This window comes from Chryseobacterium sp. Leaf394 (genome assembly GCF_001424105.1).
In the GTDB taxonomy this organism is placed as follows: domain Bacteria; phylum Bacteroidota; class Bacteroidia; order Flavobacteriales; family Weeksellaceae; genus Chryseobacterium.
Genome location: NZ_LMQH01000011.1, coordinates 1,038,833 through 1,056,689, shown reverse-complemented (window position 1 = coordinate 1,056,689; position 17,857 = coordinate 1,038,833). Strand labels below are relative to the sequence as shown.

At 36.6% G+C, this 17,857-nt stretch carries 17 protein-coding genes, 1 tRNA gene and 1 pseudogene; 8 read left to right on the top strand and 11 right to left on the bottom strand.

Annotated elements, in window-relative coordinates; translation table 11 throughout:
* From ASG21_RS20590 to ASG21_RS09305, 3 genes and pseudogenes are all read right to left on the bottom strand, one after another.
* Positions 1-511: pseudogene (locus ASG21_RS20590) on the bottom strand (recombinase); the annotation flags it as partial.
* A 27-nt stretch (positions 512-538) separates the two neighbouring features.
* The gene (gene mtgA, locus ASG21_RS09310) at positions 539-1,183 is read right to left on the bottom strand and encodes a monofunctional biosynthetic peptidoglycan transglycosylase (protein WP_056078727.1); all 645 of its coding nucleotides are present in this window, start codon (positions 1,181-1,183) and stop codon (positions 539-541) included.
* A 42-nt stretch (positions 1,184-1,225) separates the two neighbouring features.
* Positions 1,226-2,272, bottom strand: coding sequence for an ABC transporter substrate-binding protein (locus ASG21_RS09305; RefSeq protein WP_056078724.1), 1,047 nt, complete (start codon positions 2,270-2,272; stop codon positions 1,226-1,228).
* Positions 2,273-2,319: 47 nt separating this feature from the next.
* On the opposite strand from ASG21_RS09305, the gene ASG21_RS09300 reads away from it, so the two are divergent.
* Positions 2,320-2,393, top strand: a tRNA-Arg gene (locus ASG21_RS09300).
* Positions 2,394-2,814: 421 nt separating this feature from the next.
* On the opposite strand, the gene ASG21_RS09295 is transcribed toward ASG21_RS09300, so the two are convergent.
* Positions 2,815-3,525 (bottom strand): DUF429 domain-containing protein, encoded by a 711-nt coding sequence (locus ASG21_RS09295; RefSeq protein ID WP_056078720.1) that lies wholly within the window; start codon positions 3,523-3,525, stop codon positions 2,815-2,817.
* A 62-nt stretch (positions 3,526-3,587) separates the two neighbouring features.
* Here ASG21_RS09295 and ASG21_RS09290 point away from each other — a divergent pair, with 62 nt between their 5' ends.
* From ASG21_RS09290 to ASG21_RS09265, 6 genes are all read left to right on the top strand, one after another.
* Positions 3,588-5,096 (top strand): gluconokinase, encoded by a 1,509-nt coding sequence (locus tag ASG21_RS09290; protein WP_056078716.1) that lies wholly within the window; start codon positions 3,588-3,590, stop codon positions 5,094-5,096.
* Between the two features lie 507 nt (positions 5,097-5,603).
* Positions 5,604-6,716, top strand: a complete 1,113-nt coding sequence (locus ASG21_RS09285; RefSeq protein ID WP_056078712.1) for a metallophosphoesterase — start codon at positions 5,604-5,606, stop codon at positions 6,714-6,716.
* A gap of 56 nt (positions 6,717-6,772) precedes the next feature.
* Entirely contained in the window at positions 6,773-7,189 is a 417-nt protein-coding gene (locus ASG21_RS09280) for a DUF1761 domain-containing protein (RefSeq protein ID WP_128414266.1), read from the top strand.
* 3 nt (positions 7,190-7,192) lie between these two features.
* Positions 7,193-7,768, top strand: coding sequence for a YdeI/OmpD-associated family protein (locus tag ASG21_RS09275; RefSeq protein ID WP_056078709.1), 576 nt, complete (start codon positions 7,193-7,195; stop codon positions 7,766-7,768).
* A gap of 106 nt (positions 7,769-7,874) precedes the next feature.
* Positions 7,875-8,876, top strand: coding sequence for an aldo/keto reductase (locus tag ASG21_RS09270; protein ID WP_056078708.1), 1,002 nt, complete (start codon positions 7,875-7,877; stop codon positions 8,874-8,876).
* A 57-nt stretch (positions 8,877-8,933) separates the two neighbouring features.
* Positions 8,934-9,851: an AraC family transcriptional regulator gene (locus ASG21_RS09265; protein WP_056078705.1), complete on the top strand. Its 918-nt coding sequence runs from the start codon at positions 8,934-8,936 to the stop codon at positions 9,849-9,851.
* 141 nt (positions 9,852-9,992) lie between these two features.
* Here ASG21_RS09265 and ASG21_RS09260 read toward each other — a convergent pair whose 3' ends face one another.
* The 3 genes from ASG21_RS09260 to ASG21_RS09250 all read right to left on the bottom strand — a co-directional run bounded on the left by ASG21_RS09260 (position 9,993) and on the right by ASG21_RS09250 (position 13,164).
* Positions 9,993-10,631, bottom strand: a complete 639-nt coding sequence (locus tag ASG21_RS09260; RefSeq protein WP_056078701.1) for a hypothetical protein — start codon at positions 10,629-10,631, stop codon at positions 9,993-9,995.
* Positions 10,632-11,140: 509 nt separating this feature from the next.
* Entirely contained in the window at positions 11,141-11,674 is a 534-nt protein-coding gene (locus ASG21_RS09255) for a hypothetical protein (protein ID WP_128414265.1), read from the bottom strand.
* Between the two features lie 32 nt (positions 11,675-11,706).
* Entirely contained in the window at positions 11,707-13,164 is a 1,458-nt protein-coding gene (locus ASG21_RS09250) for an SdrD B-like domain-containing protein (RefSeq protein WP_056078694.1), read from the bottom strand.
* A gap of 1,022 nt (positions 13,165-14,186) precedes the next feature.
* On the opposite strand from ASG21_RS09250, the gene ASG21_RS20225 reads away from it, so the two are divergent.
* Complete coding sequence (locus ASG21_RS20225) at positions 14,187-14,354, top strand: hypothetical protein (RefSeq protein WP_157844528.1); 168 nt, start codon at positions 14,187-14,189, stop codon at positions 14,352-14,354.
* Between the two features lie 15 nt (positions 14,355-14,369).
* Here the strand turns inward: ASG21_RS20225 and ASG21_RS09240 are convergent, their stop codons facing one another.
* From ASG21_RS09240 to ASG21_RS09225, 4 genes are all read right to left on the bottom strand, one after another.
* Positions 14,370-14,834, bottom strand: coding sequence for a hypothetical protein (locus tag ASG21_RS09240; protein WP_056078687.1), 465 nt, complete (start codon positions 14,832-14,834; stop codon positions 14,370-14,372).
* 152 nt (positions 14,835-14,986) lie between these two features.
* Positions 14,987-15,739: an NAD(P)-binding domain-containing protein gene (locus tag ASG21_RS09235; protein WP_056078684.1), complete on the bottom strand. Its 753-nt coding sequence runs from the start codon at positions 15,737-15,739 to the stop codon at positions 14,987-14,989.
* 21 nt (positions 15,740-15,760) lie between these two features.
* Positions 15,761-16,891: an LLM class flavin-dependent oxidoreductase gene (locus ASG21_RS09230; RefSeq protein WP_056078681.1), complete on the bottom strand. Its 1,131-nt coding sequence runs from the start codon at positions 16,889-16,891 to the stop codon at positions 15,761-15,763.
* A gap of 59 nt (positions 16,892-16,950) precedes the next feature.
* The coding region (locus ASG21_RS09225; RefSeq protein WP_082482447.1) for a nitronate monooxygenase at positions 16,951-17,857 on the bottom strand (907 nt) is incomplete at its 5' end.

Here is a 17,857-nt window from a genome sequence, read left to right as displayed (position 1 = left end):
CCTCCAGAGCCATTCCCGTCACCCGCCACGACAGGATATTCATCGAAAAAATAAGTTCGCTTTTTACCTTTTCATTTCTGATAAAATCTGAAATTCCGAGCAGCTGTAATAACTCATCCAATTCATTTTCAGGAATATTATGAAAATATTCAAGATCTTTTTTAGGCCTCGCACTGATGTTGTCTATCAGATACCAAACCGTCTGATCATGCTCTACGGAAGGCAGAAATTTATTCAGAGTCCGCTTTCTCAGTTCTGAGAAAAAGGAATTTTCAGAAAGGATATTGGCTTCTGTGAGGGATAAATTGAAAGGCCTTTCAGAAAAAATATTTCTGATGTATTGAGAAAAATGATTTTTTTGCTCATCATTGGCTCTAAAATAAGTCAAAACATCTCTAAAATCAGACTTTCGGATGCCTTCCAGAAACTCCGCAAGAGGATCAAGAGACTTCGTATCATTTTCAAATGAAAAGTATTTGGAAAGGACTGTTTTAAAATTTTTACTGGTCAAATCAAAGTATTTAAAGGCCGATGCAGTTTATTTTAAACTTACATTTTTCATTTGTCTCATGATCCATCTGTGTTTTTTGTTGAGATACGCTGACGGATTTTTGGGATCATATTTTTTTGGATTTGGCAAAACTGCGGCTATCCAAGCCGCTTCCGACTGATTCAGATCTTTGGAGGATTTACCGAAATAATATTTTGAAGCAGCTTCAACACCAAAAACGCCGCGCCCCATTTCAATTGAATTGAGATAACGCTCCAAAATAATATCTTTCGACCAGACTTTTTCGATCACAAAAGTGTAAACAGCTTCTAAACCTTTTCTAAGCCAGCTTCTCTGTTGCCAAAGGAAAACATTTTTTGCTGTCTGCTGCGAAATGGTACTTCCGCCACGGACTTTTCTTCCTTTTTCGTTATTTTCATAGGCTTTCTCTATTGCTGTGTAATCAAAACCATCGTGATTGAAGAACTTCTGATCTTCTGATGCGATCACTGCTTTTTTTACATTAGAACCCATATCTTCGTAAGAAATATAATCTCTGTCGAGTTTACCAAATTCTATCAAACCACCGATCTGAGTGATGGTAATTGGTGGATTAAAGAATCTTCCCCAAATGATGAAAAATACATTTAAAAGAAGTATGATGAAAAGGAGTTGCTTTATTTTTTTCCACATAGGCTTAAAAACTTGGTACAAAAGTAAACAAATACTGCGAGGTTACTGCAATTCTCTGAAGTATGTCAGCTGGTAATCCGGAAATAACTCAGGATGAAAAATTTTAATATAATCCTTCAGTACCACATCTGACCGCACTACTCCACTTTCGAAAAAATCGTTAGCAGTTGCAGTTTGCTTTCCACTGTACGCGTAAATTTTCCCTTTATTGAAAGCATTCAGTTTCGAGTACAGGGCATTCATTATTAATAAATCTTTTTTCGCAACATGATTTCCTGCATTCACCCACATACTGATTGCATCTGATTTGGCGTACACCTCTTCAAAACTCATGGTAACAGCTTTGTCTTCAGTATCTTTGTTCAGAATATAGTTGGCATTGGCATCAGAGATAAAATTGGCAACCGAAGTTTTGCCGCCCGGCATGTACCACACATTTCCATACATCTCATTGGCTAAAACATCAGGTTTTGACTTAGCTGAAGCTGCAATCTTTTTATAATTGCTATAATTGTTCTCGATCTCTCTGAATTTCTTTTCCGCCAGTTCATCTTTACCTAAAAGTTTTCCAAAAATTTTCAGATAGGAAGATTTTTCAAGGGGTTTCTGTTCTAAATATTCATCGAGGAAAATGACCTGAATTCCATTAGTTTTCAGAAGTTCGTACGTGTTTTCAAAATTGGGAATATGGTTTGTAAATACAGCATCAGGTTGTAACGAAAGAATTTTTTCAACATCATATTTCTGATCGTTACCCACATTCTGAATCTTTCCAGATTTAATCAAAGCCTGAACTTTCTGTGAATATATATATTCCGGACTCGAAACTCCAACAATCTGACTTTCTGCCTGCAGCTCTGAAATATAGCCGATCATACTTGCATTCAGAATGATTATTTTTTTGAAAGGAAGGTCTTTTTTATCGAGATTATAAGTGAATTTTCCTGTCTGCAGCTGAAAATTATCCTGATCAACCTTAAATTTGGTACGTTCAGATAAAACCTGCCAGTCTGATGAAGTAATTTTCTGTTCTCTCTTACAGGAAATTAGCGTTAAAAACGCGAATAATATTAAAATTTTTGATTTCATATTTCAAAGAAAACAAAAAAATTGTATATTTGCAAACCAATAAAAACGGACTCGTGGCGCAACTGAATAGCGCATCTGATTACGGCTCAGAAGGTTACAGGTTTGAATCCTGTCGAGTTCACAAGACCGACATTTGAAGTTTTTTCGCTTCTTTGTCGGTTTTTTTGTTTCATAACTTACTGTTATTATTTATATTTTGAAATACCAGATCCAACACAATCCGGAAAAAATACTGGAGATGCATTATTTGATGGAAAAGTGTGGGGCAGCAAAAATAAAGAGCTCAAGTGCTAATCCATGTCGAAATAATACTTATCTGCAATCAGATCCCATTAGTAAAGAGAAAATTAGAAAAGTGTTACTTGGTAAACGATTTTAAGAACATATGGTACAAAAACATATGAAGATTGAAATTGTAAATTCACAAATTCCACCTAAAATAGTTACCACGGTATTGAACAAATAAAATTGTTTAATTCTATGTTTTAAAAAAATAGTAAATATCTACTCTGAAAAATTAGATCATACGAGAGGAGCAAATTTCACTTTGTAAAATAATGTATTTTCATCGGTATTCCCAAACTGTCTAAATTACCGTCCTCAAAAGAACTACCGGAATTTACCATCTCCTCAAGGGTTACTGCCAGGCAGATAGAATCTAAAATATCATCTGCAGAAACATGTTTTCTTTTAAAATTACTCATTGAATTATTAAAAATGACTTCTGCCCTATCGGAAAAACTCTTCAATACTTTTAACCTTTCCTGCTGGCCCTCAGCTGTCTTTTTATTATATTCCATAGATTGCTGACTGTTCAAAAAATGAAAAGCTACCTCAGGATGCGATTCTTTGATTTTATCTACAAGGCTTCTGTTGTTTTGTAAAAGTTGATCGACTTCTCTGATTTTCGGAACTATACCCAAGGATTGTTTGGAAATACCTTTCTTAATTATTTCTTTATTTATCTGATTAGCTTCTTCATATGTTGAAGCATAAACTGACTCCCGACACGGCACTGAAAACAGACTCGGTTTTCTTTTTTTAGATAAAATTTTTCTGGCTATCGTTTCGCAGTTTCTTTCTTTCAAATCAATATTGGCGAGACCAACTGGGATATCAATCATGAACATACTGTTTTCCGGATAAAAATTGATCAGATCTGCCAAACTTTTGAAAAGGTCCGCAGTATCACTTTTCATTGACACAGCTACCCAGCCAAACTTACAGCCATCAATACCTATTAATTTTTGCATTTTGTCAAAATCTAATGTAATTTAGATCGTAAATATATCACTTAAAATTTTGATTAAAAATTATGATAATAGGATTAGATATTGGTACGTCGTCTACAAAAGCCGTTGCATTTGACCTGAAAGGCAAAGTCTTGGCAATACAGAACATTTCTTATCCTATACTGAATCCTTCCGAAGGACATTACGAACAGGATCCTGAGGTTATTTATAACGCGTGTATTGAGTCGATTGCGCATGTAATGGACGAATTACAAGGCATTGATAAAATGTTGCAGCCTTTGTGTATTTCGGTAAGCAGTGCCATGCACGGACTGATAGCTGTTGACAAATCAGGAAAGCCGCTCACGAATTGCATCATTTGGGCTGACCGGAGAAGTGAAGATATAGCTACCGAATTGAAGGCAAAGGAGGAAGGTGGAATATTATATCAACAGACTGGAACGCCCATTCACCCCATGTCTCTGCTTTGCAAATTAATCTGGATAAAATCGTATGATGAAAAAGTGTTTGAACGATCCCATAAATTTATTGGTATTAAGGAATTTCTTTTTTACCGACTCTTTGCTACCTATGTGGTTGATCATTCCATTGCATCGGCTACGGGACTATTCGATATACATAAGTTAGCGTGGTCTGAATTAGCACTGAATCTGGCAGGAATCTCTGTCGACCAGCTGTCTACACCTGTCCCGATTGATCATGTTTTGGTATTGCAGGACCGAAAAACAGCAGCCTCGATGCGCATATCAGAAGGTATTTCATTTGTTATTGGAGGCAGCGATGGCTGTCTGGCTAATTTGGGAGTAGGAGCTGTTAAACCAGGAATGGCTTCTATAACAGTTGGCACCAGCGGAGCTATACGGGTTACCTCTCCGCTGCCAAATCCGGAGCAAAAGCAACGGTTATTCAGCTATCTCCTCAGACCCACTGAATATGTAATTGGAGGAGCAGTTAATAATGGCGGTATTTTGCGAAATTGGTTTCGAAGTGCCTTCTTAAGCGAATCGACCAAAAAAATAAAGGATGAGGATTTTACCCAGCATCTAAACGAAATGATAGATTCAGTCGGTCCAGGATCAGAAGGTTTAATTTTTTTGCCGTACTTAACTGGTGAGCGTGCTCCGCACTGGAATTCCAATGCAAAAGGAGTTTATTTTGGAATACAGTTGCAGCACACCTCTGCCCACTTTGCGCGGGCCATGATGGAGGGCATGCTCTTCGCAATTTACAGCGTAGGAATTGCGTTGGAGGAAAACACTGGCCCAATTCAAAAAATCTATGTAAGTGGTGGTTTAGCGCAGTCACAGAATCTGATTCAAATGTTAGCAGACATTTTTAACAGGCCCGTTTTCGTTAAAGATACAGTGGAAAGTTCAGCATGGGGAGCTGCGCTCATAGGTATGGAAGCATTAGGAATTACGCCAAATCAGGCTGCGGAAGATCACACAACTGCAGATGTAACAGACAGCACTGAACAATTTTATGAGCCGAGTAAAGAAAATCATGCAGTGTATTTAAAAAATTTCAAACAGTTTCAGAGACTTTATGATAAGCTGAAAGACGAGTTTTAATAATCAAATCTCTGAGATGTTTATACTGCTCTTTTTTAGTTAGTTTAAATTAGATTTAACACATAGTGCGTATTCAATAAATTGTCGATGCTGTACTCAGCCGTTTCGATGTTGGCAATGCTATCTTTTACGCATGGTTTTTTGATTCATATATTCTCTACAAAAACATATTTTACAATTCTAAGTTTTATTCCAGCAAAAAATTATTACAATTAATCATTGATCTTTTAGATATTGAAAAATTGTGCAAGGAAGGGAATAACATCCTCTTACAACATAAGGTTTTATTGCATGGCTTACTAAAAATTACACTTAAAAATGGCGACAAACAGCTAAGGTAGTTTTTTTTCAAACACATGAAAAAATTGTCAAAAACATATCTAGAACTTCATTTTAAAGCCTTAAAATCAGATTTCGCATCATATAATTTGAACACAAAAAAAAGAGATTAGCATACAAATGATCATCAGTGTTATATGATATTTGCATTTATATCAAACAACGATTATGAACTGGTTTTTAGTAACAGCAATTTCAATCTGTGTCGTCCTATTTATTTTTTTGGGATATAGAATAACCGGTATCGGTAATTATTCGTGGATCATTTCCGGGACCAGTATTGGTCTGATTTTATTATATCCGCTCGTCTGGTATGGTGTCTTACTTGAAAAGGTTGACAGGATCGTCAAATTCATCGTCCATATTGATATGGGAATGCTCAGTTTATTGATTGCTTTTATACTTATAAGAGATCTGCTGTTCTTTCCTATTTCTTATTTTAAGCCATCCTGGTCAGATTTTGCTTTTTCAAACTATGGAACATATTTTTTGATATTATTTTCTGCATTCCTTTTATTCATCGGTTTTTTACGTGCAAGTAAAGGTCCCGAGTTGGTTGATATCCAGGTGCCTGTAAAAGCTCTTCCAGATGAACTTCATAATTTCTCAATAGTACAGATCAGTGATCTTCACGCAGGAGCAGGAATTGACAAGCAATATGTTGATCGTGTTGTCGCAAAAGCTCTCGATTTAAACGCAGACATCGTTGTTCTTACAGGAGACATAGCGGATGGCAGTATTGAAAAATATCAGCACAATCTGCAGTCATTGTCAAGGTTAACCGAAAGATTTCAGGTTTATTATGTTACAGGAAATCACGAGTACTTACGGGACAGTGAGCTTTGGATTTCCTATTTTAAAAGCATCGGTATCAAAGTTTTGATGAATGAAAATACAACCGTAAATTTTAAAGGAAAATCTATTCTCATTGCCGGAATTATAGATCCTGCTGCGAAAGAGTTAAGACCCAGTTCAGGACCTGATATTCAAAAAGCTTTAGCGGGAAATTATAAGGCCGATTTTAAGATATTACTTGCACACCAACCCAATATTGCAAAAGAAGCTTCAACACACTTTGACCTGCAATTATCCGGGCACACTCATGCCGGACAGTTTTTTCCCTGGAATATTTTTATAAACCTAACTCAACCTTTCGCAAAAGGTTTGAAAAAATGTGATAAAATGTGGGTATACACCAATTCGGGAACGGGTTATTGGGGGCCACCTTTCCGATTGGGAACAACATCAGAAATTACACTTCTTCATTTGATACAACAATAATTTTCTGCTTTAAATTATCTAAACTCATCAATAAAACTTAATTTAAATACTCAATTATGATCTTAAATCAGCTTTCAAATGTCAACTGGCTTGCAATTCTGGTGGCTTTTTTCGTGTTTTTTATGTTAGGATATGTCTGGTATCAACTTCTGTTCGTCAAAGCTTACAAAGTCGCTTTGGGGAAAGAGAACGAGGAGCTGCCGAAAAAATCTGTGTATATCATTGGCCCTGCTGTCTGCTGTATAATATACATTTTAACCAGCGCAATTTTAATATATGCTCTGAACATAACAAGCTTATGGACTGCTTTGGAGTTCGCTTTGATTGTCGGAATTGGTTATTTAGTGACAAACACGACCAATATTGCAATCAATCCCAATATCCCAAAACCATTTCTATACAGTTTAATAAGTGGCGGTTATTTTTTGTTAAGCATCATTCTTGTCAGCTTTATATTGGTTTTAATGAAATAAATAATGAATTCACAAATCGACATCTATCATCCGGAAACTCTTAATGACTGGAGAAAATGGCTGTTTGAGAACAGTAGTATGAAGCATTCTGTTTGGGTTGTCTTTTATAAGAAAGGTTGTAATATTCCAAGTATTTCATGGAGTGATGCCGTAGATGAAGCTTTATATTTTGGCTGGATTGACAGCAAGAAAATTAAAATAGATGATCAGAAATCTCATCACTATTTCAGTAAAAGAAAAGCAAACGGTACGTGGTCTAAAATTAATAAAGATAAGATCGAAAAATTAATGCTGGAAAACAGAATGACTTCGCAAGGATTAGAATCTGTACAGAAGGCCAAAAAAAACGGATCATGGAATCTGCTTGATGATGTTGAAGCCTTAATTATTCCAACAGATTTACAAATAGCTTTCGAAAAAGAGCCTAAGGCTTTTGAATTTTACAGCGCACTGAGTAAAACCAATAAAAAAAACATTCTACTTTGGATGGTCATGGCAAAACTTCCTGAAACGAGAATCAAAAGAATCAATACCATCATAGAATGTGCGCTTTTAAACAAAAAACCGCCTCACATGTAAATCAAAAGTAATCATCGGTGAACATATTAGCACACAAAGTCAAGAGATTAGAACACTACCGTACATCTTGTATTGATGAACTTTGTAATATTAAAATTTATGTATTATGAAAAAAGTAAAATTAGGATCACAAGGTCTGGAAGTTTCACAGGTTGGCTTAGGATGCATGGGCATGACAAAATTTGCCGGCCATGACGTTTATAAAACAGCAGACGAAAAAGAAGCTTTATTAACCATCGAGCGCTCATTAGAATTAGGAGGTAATTTTCTGGACACTGCAGATCAGTATGGGCCTTGGGAAAATGAACGTTTTATTGCCAAAGCAATTCACGGCAAGCGGGATAAATATGTTATTGCCACAAAGTTCGGACATGAAATTAATGACAATGGTGAATTAACATGGGGTATCAATGCAACTCCGCAATATGTAAAAAAAGCTGCTGAACGCTCTCTGAAAAATTTAAAAACCGATTGCATCGATCTGTACTATCTTCACAGACTGGATCCTAATGTTCCAGTTGAAGAAACTATTGGTGCTATGGCAGATCTGGTACAGGAAGGTAAGGTGAAATATTTGGGACTTTCAGAAGTTTCAGTCAACACTATTAAAAAAGCTCATGCAGTACATCCGATATCTGCGTTGCAAAGTGAATTTTCACTGTTTGAAAGATCAGTTGAGAACGCCGGAATTTTAAAAGCCATCAATGAGATGGGTATCGGTTTTGTATCTTATTCACCATTGGGACGGGGATTTCTTACCGGTGATATTAAAAGCGCAGAAGATCTGTCCGAAGGTGACTGGAGATTAAATATTCCCCGTTTTCAGGGAGAATATTTGCAAAAGAATATTGAACTGGTTAAAGAGATCGGAAAGTTGGCATCTGAAAAGGAAGTAACAACTGCCCAAATCGCATTGGCGTGGGTAATCTCCAAAGGGATTATTCCGATCCCGGGAACGTCCAGGAGAACGAATCTGGAAAAAAATTATGCTTCGGCCGACATTCAGTTGAGTGATTCAGAAATAAAAAGACTGGAAGAGATCATTCCTCCGGGAGCAGACACCGGTGCACGATATGATGAGCACGGAATGGAAAGTATTGATCAATAAAAATTTATTAATTTTGGGAGACGGAATTTTCTGTCTCCTTTTCTTCAATTTCAATTTATGAAAGGTAAAAATGCCCCACAACATGTGAATTCTGTCACTCAGGTACATCGCATTCTGGAAATACCATCTCCCAAACATCCTTTGGTCAGCGTTATCGATCTGAGTACGTTAAATCATTCAAATCAAGCTGTACCCGGTAGCTTTGTCAATGAATTCTACTCTATTTTTATCAAAAAAGATTTCGGGGGAAAGATGAGATACGGACAACAGTTTTATGACTTTGATAATGGCGTCATGATTTTCTGCAGTCCGGGACAGTTAATTTCTGTGGAAGATACAGGAAGTAATAAGCCAAAAGGTTGGTGGCTACTTTTCCATCCGGATTTTTTACAGACTTATCTCTTAGCTTCTAAAATTCTGGAATATGGATTTTTAAAATACGAAATGAATGAGGCATTGTACTTATCAGAAGATGAAGAAATGATGATTGCAGGTATTATGAGAAGTATTCATAACGAATATAGGTCATCGATCGATAATTTCAGTCAGGATGTAATTGTCTCACTCATTGAACTGCTTCTCAATTATGTTAACCGCTACTACAACCGACAGTTCATTACCAGAAAACTCACAAACAACGATTTACTGGTAAAACTGGAAAAATTACTCGATCAGTATTTTGCAGAGGATCTTCCACAAACGCAGGGGCTGCCTACGGTTGCTTATGTGTCGTCAAAATTAAATGTCTCTGCAAACTATTTAAGCGATCTGCTCCGGCTTACGACAGGACAAACTACTCAATTTTATATTCACGAAAAAATAATACAGAGAGCTAAAAATATTCTTTTAAACACGAATCTCACAGCCACAGAAATCGCCTATCATCTGGGATTCGACTATCCACAGTCATTCAGTAAATTATTTAAATCTAAAACTAATCTTTCACCGATTGAGTTCAGAAAGTCATTTAACTGATATTACTGAACACTTTGCGATGGTGAGGCAATCGAAGCACAAATCTTCAATTTTGTACAAAAGTTCAATCGAAGAAATGCCGTTGAACTTTGCAGTTTCGCCCCACTATTGCAAAACCCTTGGTAAGGCGACGTTTTTAATTTATTCAATTATAAAAATATTTCTTACATTTTCGTCATGCTCTTGAAGTAAAAAATGAAGTGGTATTTCTTTAGGCATTTTTTCAAAGCAATTCTCTTGATTTAATTTATGTATTGCAATATGAAGAGCTAAGTCTATTGCGTATCTGTAAGAATTAAATAACTCATTTCTACCTTTAAGCTCATAAACTTCCAAATTGGGATATATATCTTCATCAATATTTCTCCAATTTAGTTTGTTGAGTGGTTTACAATGCGATAAAGTTATTCCTGGCATTGCATAAAATCCATTTGCATAATCATGATATTCTAAATCAAATGGTTCAAATGAATTTTGTAATTTATTTTTTGATTTTGTAATTCCGTAAGCTAATGCTTTAGGGTTTAAATCATCTAAAAATCCATATGTGAAAAGGATTGCTAATAACTTTTCATTATAATCTGGATTCAGTTCTTTATTAAACCAATAGTTATCTAAATTATATTTAATTTCTCTTTGAAAATTTAGTGAAAGAGTTGAAATATTAATATTTGAAATTTCTGTTTGAAATTCTTCTAAGATGGGATGTAAATTTTTAATGCTCAAAAATGAAGCAGTATCTTTTTCATAATTTTCCTTTAAATAATCTTCAATTTTCATTTGTGTACGGGTATTGGTAGATTGTCGCCTAACGTTTCGGGGCTTGGCGATGGCGGGCAAATCGAAGCCGAAACTTTCAACTAAAATACAAATTTAATCGAAGCACAAAACGTGAATCTTTGACGTTCCGCCCATTATTGCCAAACAGATGTTTACCCGCAGTTTATTTTGAGCAATAGTCAAATACATAGTTTCTCAACTCAAAATCGGTTATATCACCAATCGAATTAAATGTTTTACAGGCAATTTCACTTTTCCGATTGCCAGATAAGAATTTCCTGATTTAATTTCGCACTCTTTAATCAATGTTTGAAAACGATTGTTCTTAATTTCCAAATTATCTATTTGCGAAAAGTCCTGAATTACTTAATCAAATTTGTTTTGATCATAGGTGTCTCCAGATGCTTCCAGCTTCAATTTTTTAATTTATACATCAAACTCTTTACAAAAATCGTCAATTTGTACAAAAAACCCACATCAGATATGAATCTGTATTAAAGTTCTGAATCTTATTTCCAATAACTCCAGTTTACACCATCGTAAACAGCAAGTGTACTGGAGACTGTATCAAAAACAATAGTACCCGCTATTGCGCCGGTCAATGCTGTATGTGGATTGCTTACTTTCGGTAAAACCAGTGCTTTTGTGGTGGATTCAAGAACCAGAGCACCGATCCTGGTACTACTGTCACTCCCTATGATAACACCATTGTTTGCGCTTACATCACCTCCCGCATTCGAAAATGTATGGCTGACTCCCGGTATACTGTTATTGGTGAGGTTTGTCCAGTTTCCGTTTACACCCTGATTTTTATCTTCCTTGACCTTCACAATTTTGTCTGTAAAATCAAATACAAAAGTTCCTCCCGAAGCACCATTTGATGAAGTTACCTGAGGAACAATTATTCCTTTTGCCTCGTTGCTGAATTCCAGAAAGACACTACTGTTGGTGATATTGGTTGTTCCGATTCCTATCTGTGCGGATAGCGTATCTGCACTCAATATCAAAAAAAGTATTGCCGCTACGTTTTTAAATTTTTTCATTTTTTTTCTTTTTTTCGTAATCAATTTTATTCTTATTCTTCGTTACAGGCACGGATAATACTGCTCCATCCCAATCTTGAAGTATCCACTCCCGGGGTGTTGCCTCTGTAGATCTGCACTGCCTGCAAACTGGTATTGTAGATCATCATCCCTACTACCGGCACCAAAGCATTTCTCTGAGTTGTTGTCATCTGTGTAATTACAAAACCTTTGCTGTCAGAATCCATTACCACATGTCCGTTGGGAACATTAGTTGGCCAGCCGGGAACGGTAATGCTTTTTTTTGTGAGAATTCCCATCTTAGCAAAATTTCCAGGTGTTCCCAAAGCTCCGGGCTTTACACACGGAAGTCTGTAAATACCAAAGTCTTTATTCTGAATGGGTGTATTTGATACCTGAATATTCATAGTTGCGGAAGGCTGACCATCGCTGTTACCGAACACCTGATAACCAGCAGGAACATTTAAATTAATAGAATAATTACCCTGTATAATGTTATTAAATGCATAATAACCATTCACATCTGTGATGGCAGACGAAACAGTGTTTCCCATACTGTTTTTGAGAACTACTGTAGCGTTTTGGTAAGAAGTCCCATTTGGTACTCCGCCATTATTGTCATTAAAAACAGTACCGCTGATTGGCATCCTTAAATTGATAGATTCTGCATTATAAGCAGTAAAAGACAAATCACTCTGCCCGGAGAATTCCTGCACGAAACGAGTTACTAAACCTGCATTGGCAGTGGTGATGCCGAGATCTGCCCAGTCTAATGTTACAATCCTGACATCTCTGGTATTGTTGCTGTCATTCGGACCTACAACAGTATTATATGTTGGAGGGTTGACATTGGCATTATAAAACTTCCATCTGAACAGTCCTAAGCTCTGTATTGTAGACAAATCAACAGTATATTGCGTGCCGATTGTATTGCCTGCATCATCTTTAAACATAAAATGATCCTGAACATTACTGATTTGTCCCATTTGCGTAATCACCAAATCGGGCACACCATCGCCGATTGATGAGAGCGTAATACCGTCAATCTGATAATTAATTTCGGCACTCACAGGAAAATTGAAAATCGCCGATCCAATATCAAGACCATGTACCCCATCTCTCAGATACTGCGCTATAGGAAGACTCACCGGAATTGGGCTTACATTTCCTGATCCGCCATACATTTTACCAACACCGATGTAAGTACCATCTGAAGGATTCGGATTAGTGGCAATCGGCAAGGCTGTAAAATTATGAGGTGAAAATACAATTCCATTGTTCGTCAAAATATTATCATTCACACCCGTAGAATAATTTGTTGATCCTACCTGGAAAGCCAGCAAATTATGACTGTTATCAGGTATTGGTGATCCGGGGACTGAACTTTCCCAGAATCCGTTAAAGTCAGTGTAGATTTTACTCGCCGTGACCTGCGCAAATAAGACAGTCGGGCAAAAGCAAATAAACAGAAGAATACTTCTTTTTTTCATTTGATATATTTATGATTTACAATCAGCATGTATTGCTGATCCAGAATATTTCGGTCAGAATTAGATACTTCAGTGAAAACACGTCACAATGGGTTGTGTGCTGCAAAGATTATCTTCCGCAACGTCAATTTTTTACATTGTATTAGTGCCTGATTATATGTAGGAAGGAAAGAGCTTCAGTCTCCGAAGACTGATCATTATTTCACCTGTTAAAAATAGGTTCGATGGTAAAACGCCTGCACAGGAATAGCAGGTTTGAATGTGTTATGAAACTTTAAAAAATTTATTTTTGACTGTGATGTAACTGTGAATTCAGTGTAAACAGATGGTAAAAACTCTACGGTTTTTTTGAGGCTTTCCCCTATAATAGATAGAAAACTTACCGTTTTCCTGGATATTTTACTAAGTTTCATTTTTTTTTGCTAATGTGTCTGTAGATGGATTAACACAAAGGAAAATTATGCCATTTTAATCATATTTAAATAAAAATGGTGCATTTTATCAATAAAGACTTCATTTTATAAAAAAATTCAACTATATAAGGATTTATATTTAATAATAATAATCGATTAAATTTAATTTAAATTATTAAAAATGACTACAATGTTAACTTTTGTGATCATAAATCTAAGAAAACTTGTAATATGAATAATCCAGTACACACTATCGGGAAAAATTTATTTATAAATGCACAAAAACGAATCAGTTCTTAAAAATTACTCAGCTGTTTGAAGACAATCTTTTTTTATTGTAATAACGGAGGTAATAAAAGCATTTGAAATATCAACATCGTTCTCTTATTTACTCAATACATTATCACCGAAACTGAATTTGGCTTTCTCAGGATTAGACCAGTCCCGGGTTTTGAATCCCGACGACTGTCTTGAATTTAAAGCCAAGATATTACAGACGTTTTCGCTTTCGAAGGATTGACTGGTTCAAACCTGCCACGTTTATAATTTGACAGACCATCAAATTTTGTAATCATTTCGTCTTGCCTAAAACCATAAAAAAAGTCAGCATTGTCTGAGTTATCAACGAAAATTTTGTCAACAGTGTCAAAAGCAATGGTTTTTGTAAGCTCATCAATAGGAAACTCTTCCAAAAGTCTTATAAAAAAACAGGCAACAACTTCGACGTATTTCTGCGGTTTCAGTACGATGCTGATGCCTGTAATTTTTGCCCATTGAGAATTAATTAATTCTTTAATGTCTCAACAATGATGTCTGCAACGGATTAACTTCATTTGAATCCTCTTCCTCTATTTTTTTGAAAACTATCAAAAACTTATCATATTCAAATTCGTCAAGAGTATAAATAAACTGACTTCCAGGTTTGTAAACGCTGAAAGAAAGCAGTTCATAACCGGAATTTGCCTTTGTAATAAAGCCTTCTGAAAAAGCACAGGAGTGAACAGGTTTGTTTTCCTTAAAACAATGGATACCGAAAGGAACTTTTGTGGTGGTGAACAGAATATTTTTTCCTTCCAAAGGCAGGCTCGAATCTTCGAAATTAAGTTGATATGAGCCATCAAGAAGAATAACTGAATAAAATTTCTTACGTGAAAAACTGATGATTTCTTCCGATTTCGATGATCCCGTCAATGTTCTGAAAAGTTCTTCAGTTGATGTTGGGGAAAAATTGTTTTCTGTAAATAAGTGGTTCAGCATACTGCATACAAAGATAAGGGTTTCGATAAACCAGATTTAAATGCCAACTGTATTTTTTCAATGAAATGTTAATTACTAAACTATCGATATCAAGTTAAAAGGTCAGCTTGTAGTTACATCGATATTTGTAGATTATTTCATTATTTCTTAGCCTAATTTGTTTGATTATCAGTAAAAAGATTCCGATTATACTCAACAATCTTCTGATGTGAAGGGTAAGTTGTTCTACTGCCAAGTTCTGCTACAACTTTATCCCTTATTGCAGGAGCTTTATCTTTGTCTGCTTTATCCAATGAAACCTTCAGTTCTTCCTTATTAAGTTCTGTACAATATGCCGGCGTTCCGGGCTGATGTCTCCAGGAATCTTCCAGACTGCCGGAATCAACCGCATCAAATCCCGCATCATTAACCAGACGTGCAATTATTTTCTTGGCATTTGCATCATCTCCGGCAATAGCCATTGCAATTCTGTTTTCACTTCCTGCTTCTTTTCCACGGTTCATTAATGTTTCTGCCAGCAGATTATTAAAAGCTTTAATCACAGGTCTGCCCAAATGTTCCGAAACCCAAACACTTTCAGCTTTACCGTTTTGAAATCCCTCTATATACGCATCACGGAAAGGATAATAGTTGGAAGTGTCGACAATGATAACCCTATCATCGATGTTGGAAAAAATATTTTTCGATAAAGTTGGAATCGCCACCGTTGGCAAGGATAAAATAATGACATCCACATCATTGACAACATCTTCTAACGTAGAAGGCTGAGCACCCAATTCCCCGGCACGGGCCTTTAATTTATCACCATTATCGGAGTTAGCTACTTTTACAGTATGACCTGCTTTCACCATTTTTTTTGCAATGGTACCGCCAATGGCTCCTGTACCAATAATTCCTATTTTCATAATAATTTATTTTTATTTTTTTTAATTAATTTTTCTGAACGGTGGATTTGGAATTTCAAGATTACCTCTCAAGGTATCCGCTTCATATTCTGTTCTGAATATGCCCCTATCCTGTAGAATTGGAACAACCAAATCAATAAAATCACGCAGACCGTGCGGATGGTCCTGCCGTATTAAAAGCATATCCATCGCGCCGATTTCGTACCATTTCTGAACCTGGTCTGCCACTTTTTCGGCTGAACCAAAAAATTTTGGTCGTGGGAGACTGTTTCTTGGACTGAGTTGCATCAGCTCCATATATCTATCTATTGCATCTTTTTCAGTTTCACCCACAATGGGATTTTGTGAAATGGAAATAATGAAATCTTCCGGTCTCCTCTGTTTTGCAATAAGCTTCTGCCTGATTCTGTTTGCCAACGCCGACGTATCTTCCCCATCGTAACCGTACGTGAAAACGCCGTCTGTGTAACTGGTGGCTATTTCCATAAAGTTTTCTGAAGTTCCTGCGGTATAAAGAACAGGTCTGCCCTGAACCGAACGACTGATGTTCAAAGGACCTTCTACCGAAAAATAATCGCCACGATATTCGACGTGGTGCATTTTATGATGATTTAAAAAGATTCCGCTTTCCTTGTCACGGATAAAGGCATCGTCTTCATAGGTATCCCAAAGTCCAAGGACAATTTCAATAAATTCCTTGTTCATCGGGTACTGGTCTCTCTTCGATAAATGTCCGCGGCTGAAATTGACCATCCCACCAGGATTGGAAGTGATGGCGTTGAGTGATGCACGACCTTTGCTTATTTTATCCAGCGACAATATCTGCCTTGCAGCACTGTAAGGATCCCCGTAAGAAGATGCGATGGTAGCAGAAAGCCCAATGTTTTTAGTCACCATACTGAGTGCAGACATTATACTAACGCCTTCAAACATACTCAGATAATGCGGAATATTTCCGGGACCGACGTGGCTGACATCCACCAAAAACAAAGTATCGAACTTGGCAGACTCCGCCAACTGAGCCTGCTTGATGTAAAAATCAAGGTTTTCGCTGGCATCAGAAGGCATTGCCGGATGTTGCCACGCCATATGATTCCAACCCAGACCGTCGAGAACAGCACCTAGTTTTAATTTTTTCCCTGTTTTATTCATTTCCTATTTTAATATTGATGAACTTAAATTCTACCTTACAATATCGATTTAAAACTGTATTAATTAAAATCACACATCAAATCTTCGACAACCTCCTTTACAGGACGAATATTCTTTATATATGAAATTCCATTTCCTACAGTGATGTACCCTTTATTAATATCCCCATCCAGCATTCCAACTTTTAAGCCTTGCTCACCATACATTTTATTGGCAATTTCATCCCGAGAATCACCCCGTTCGTCCATTTCCAAAAGTTCCTGGCTGTATGGTGTTGGAATGGAACGGTAGTACGCCGGATTGGTTCTGAAAATCAATAAGTCGCTGGCAGTATGGTCAACAATGAGTTGTTTCACATTTTCGGCCGCAGGATTTTCCTCTGTTGCAATAAATACTGTTCCTGCAAATACTCCTTCAGCCCCTAATGCAAACGATGCACGAACAGCACGGAGGTCAGCAATTCCGCCGGCAGCCATCACCGGAATATTCACGGCATCTGATATCATCGGTATGATGGAGAATGTGCCAATAATTTTATCAGGCACCGTGCCACCTTCATCAAATCCGGTAGCTACAAGAATATCGGCTCCAATTTTCTCTGCATACTTTGCATTTTCCACACTTGGATTCAATGCACGATAAATTATTTTAATGTTATTTGATTTAAGTTTTTTCGCCAGAGGTTCAAATTCATAATCTTCAATCCCGTTGATAAGAACCACTTCAACATCTTCTTCAATGAGTAAATCAGCAATTACATCAACTGTTGTCAGGTCATTAGACAGCAGAACGGGCACTGCAAAAGGCTTATTGGTCAACTGTTTTACCTTACGAATTTCCTTTCTCAGCCTATCAGTAATTTCTTCCAAAGATTTAGGATTTGTCTTCTGACCTGCGTGAGGACCCAACATTCCCAGACCTCCGGCATTGCTCACTGCTGCAACAAATTCAGCATTGGTCACCCAC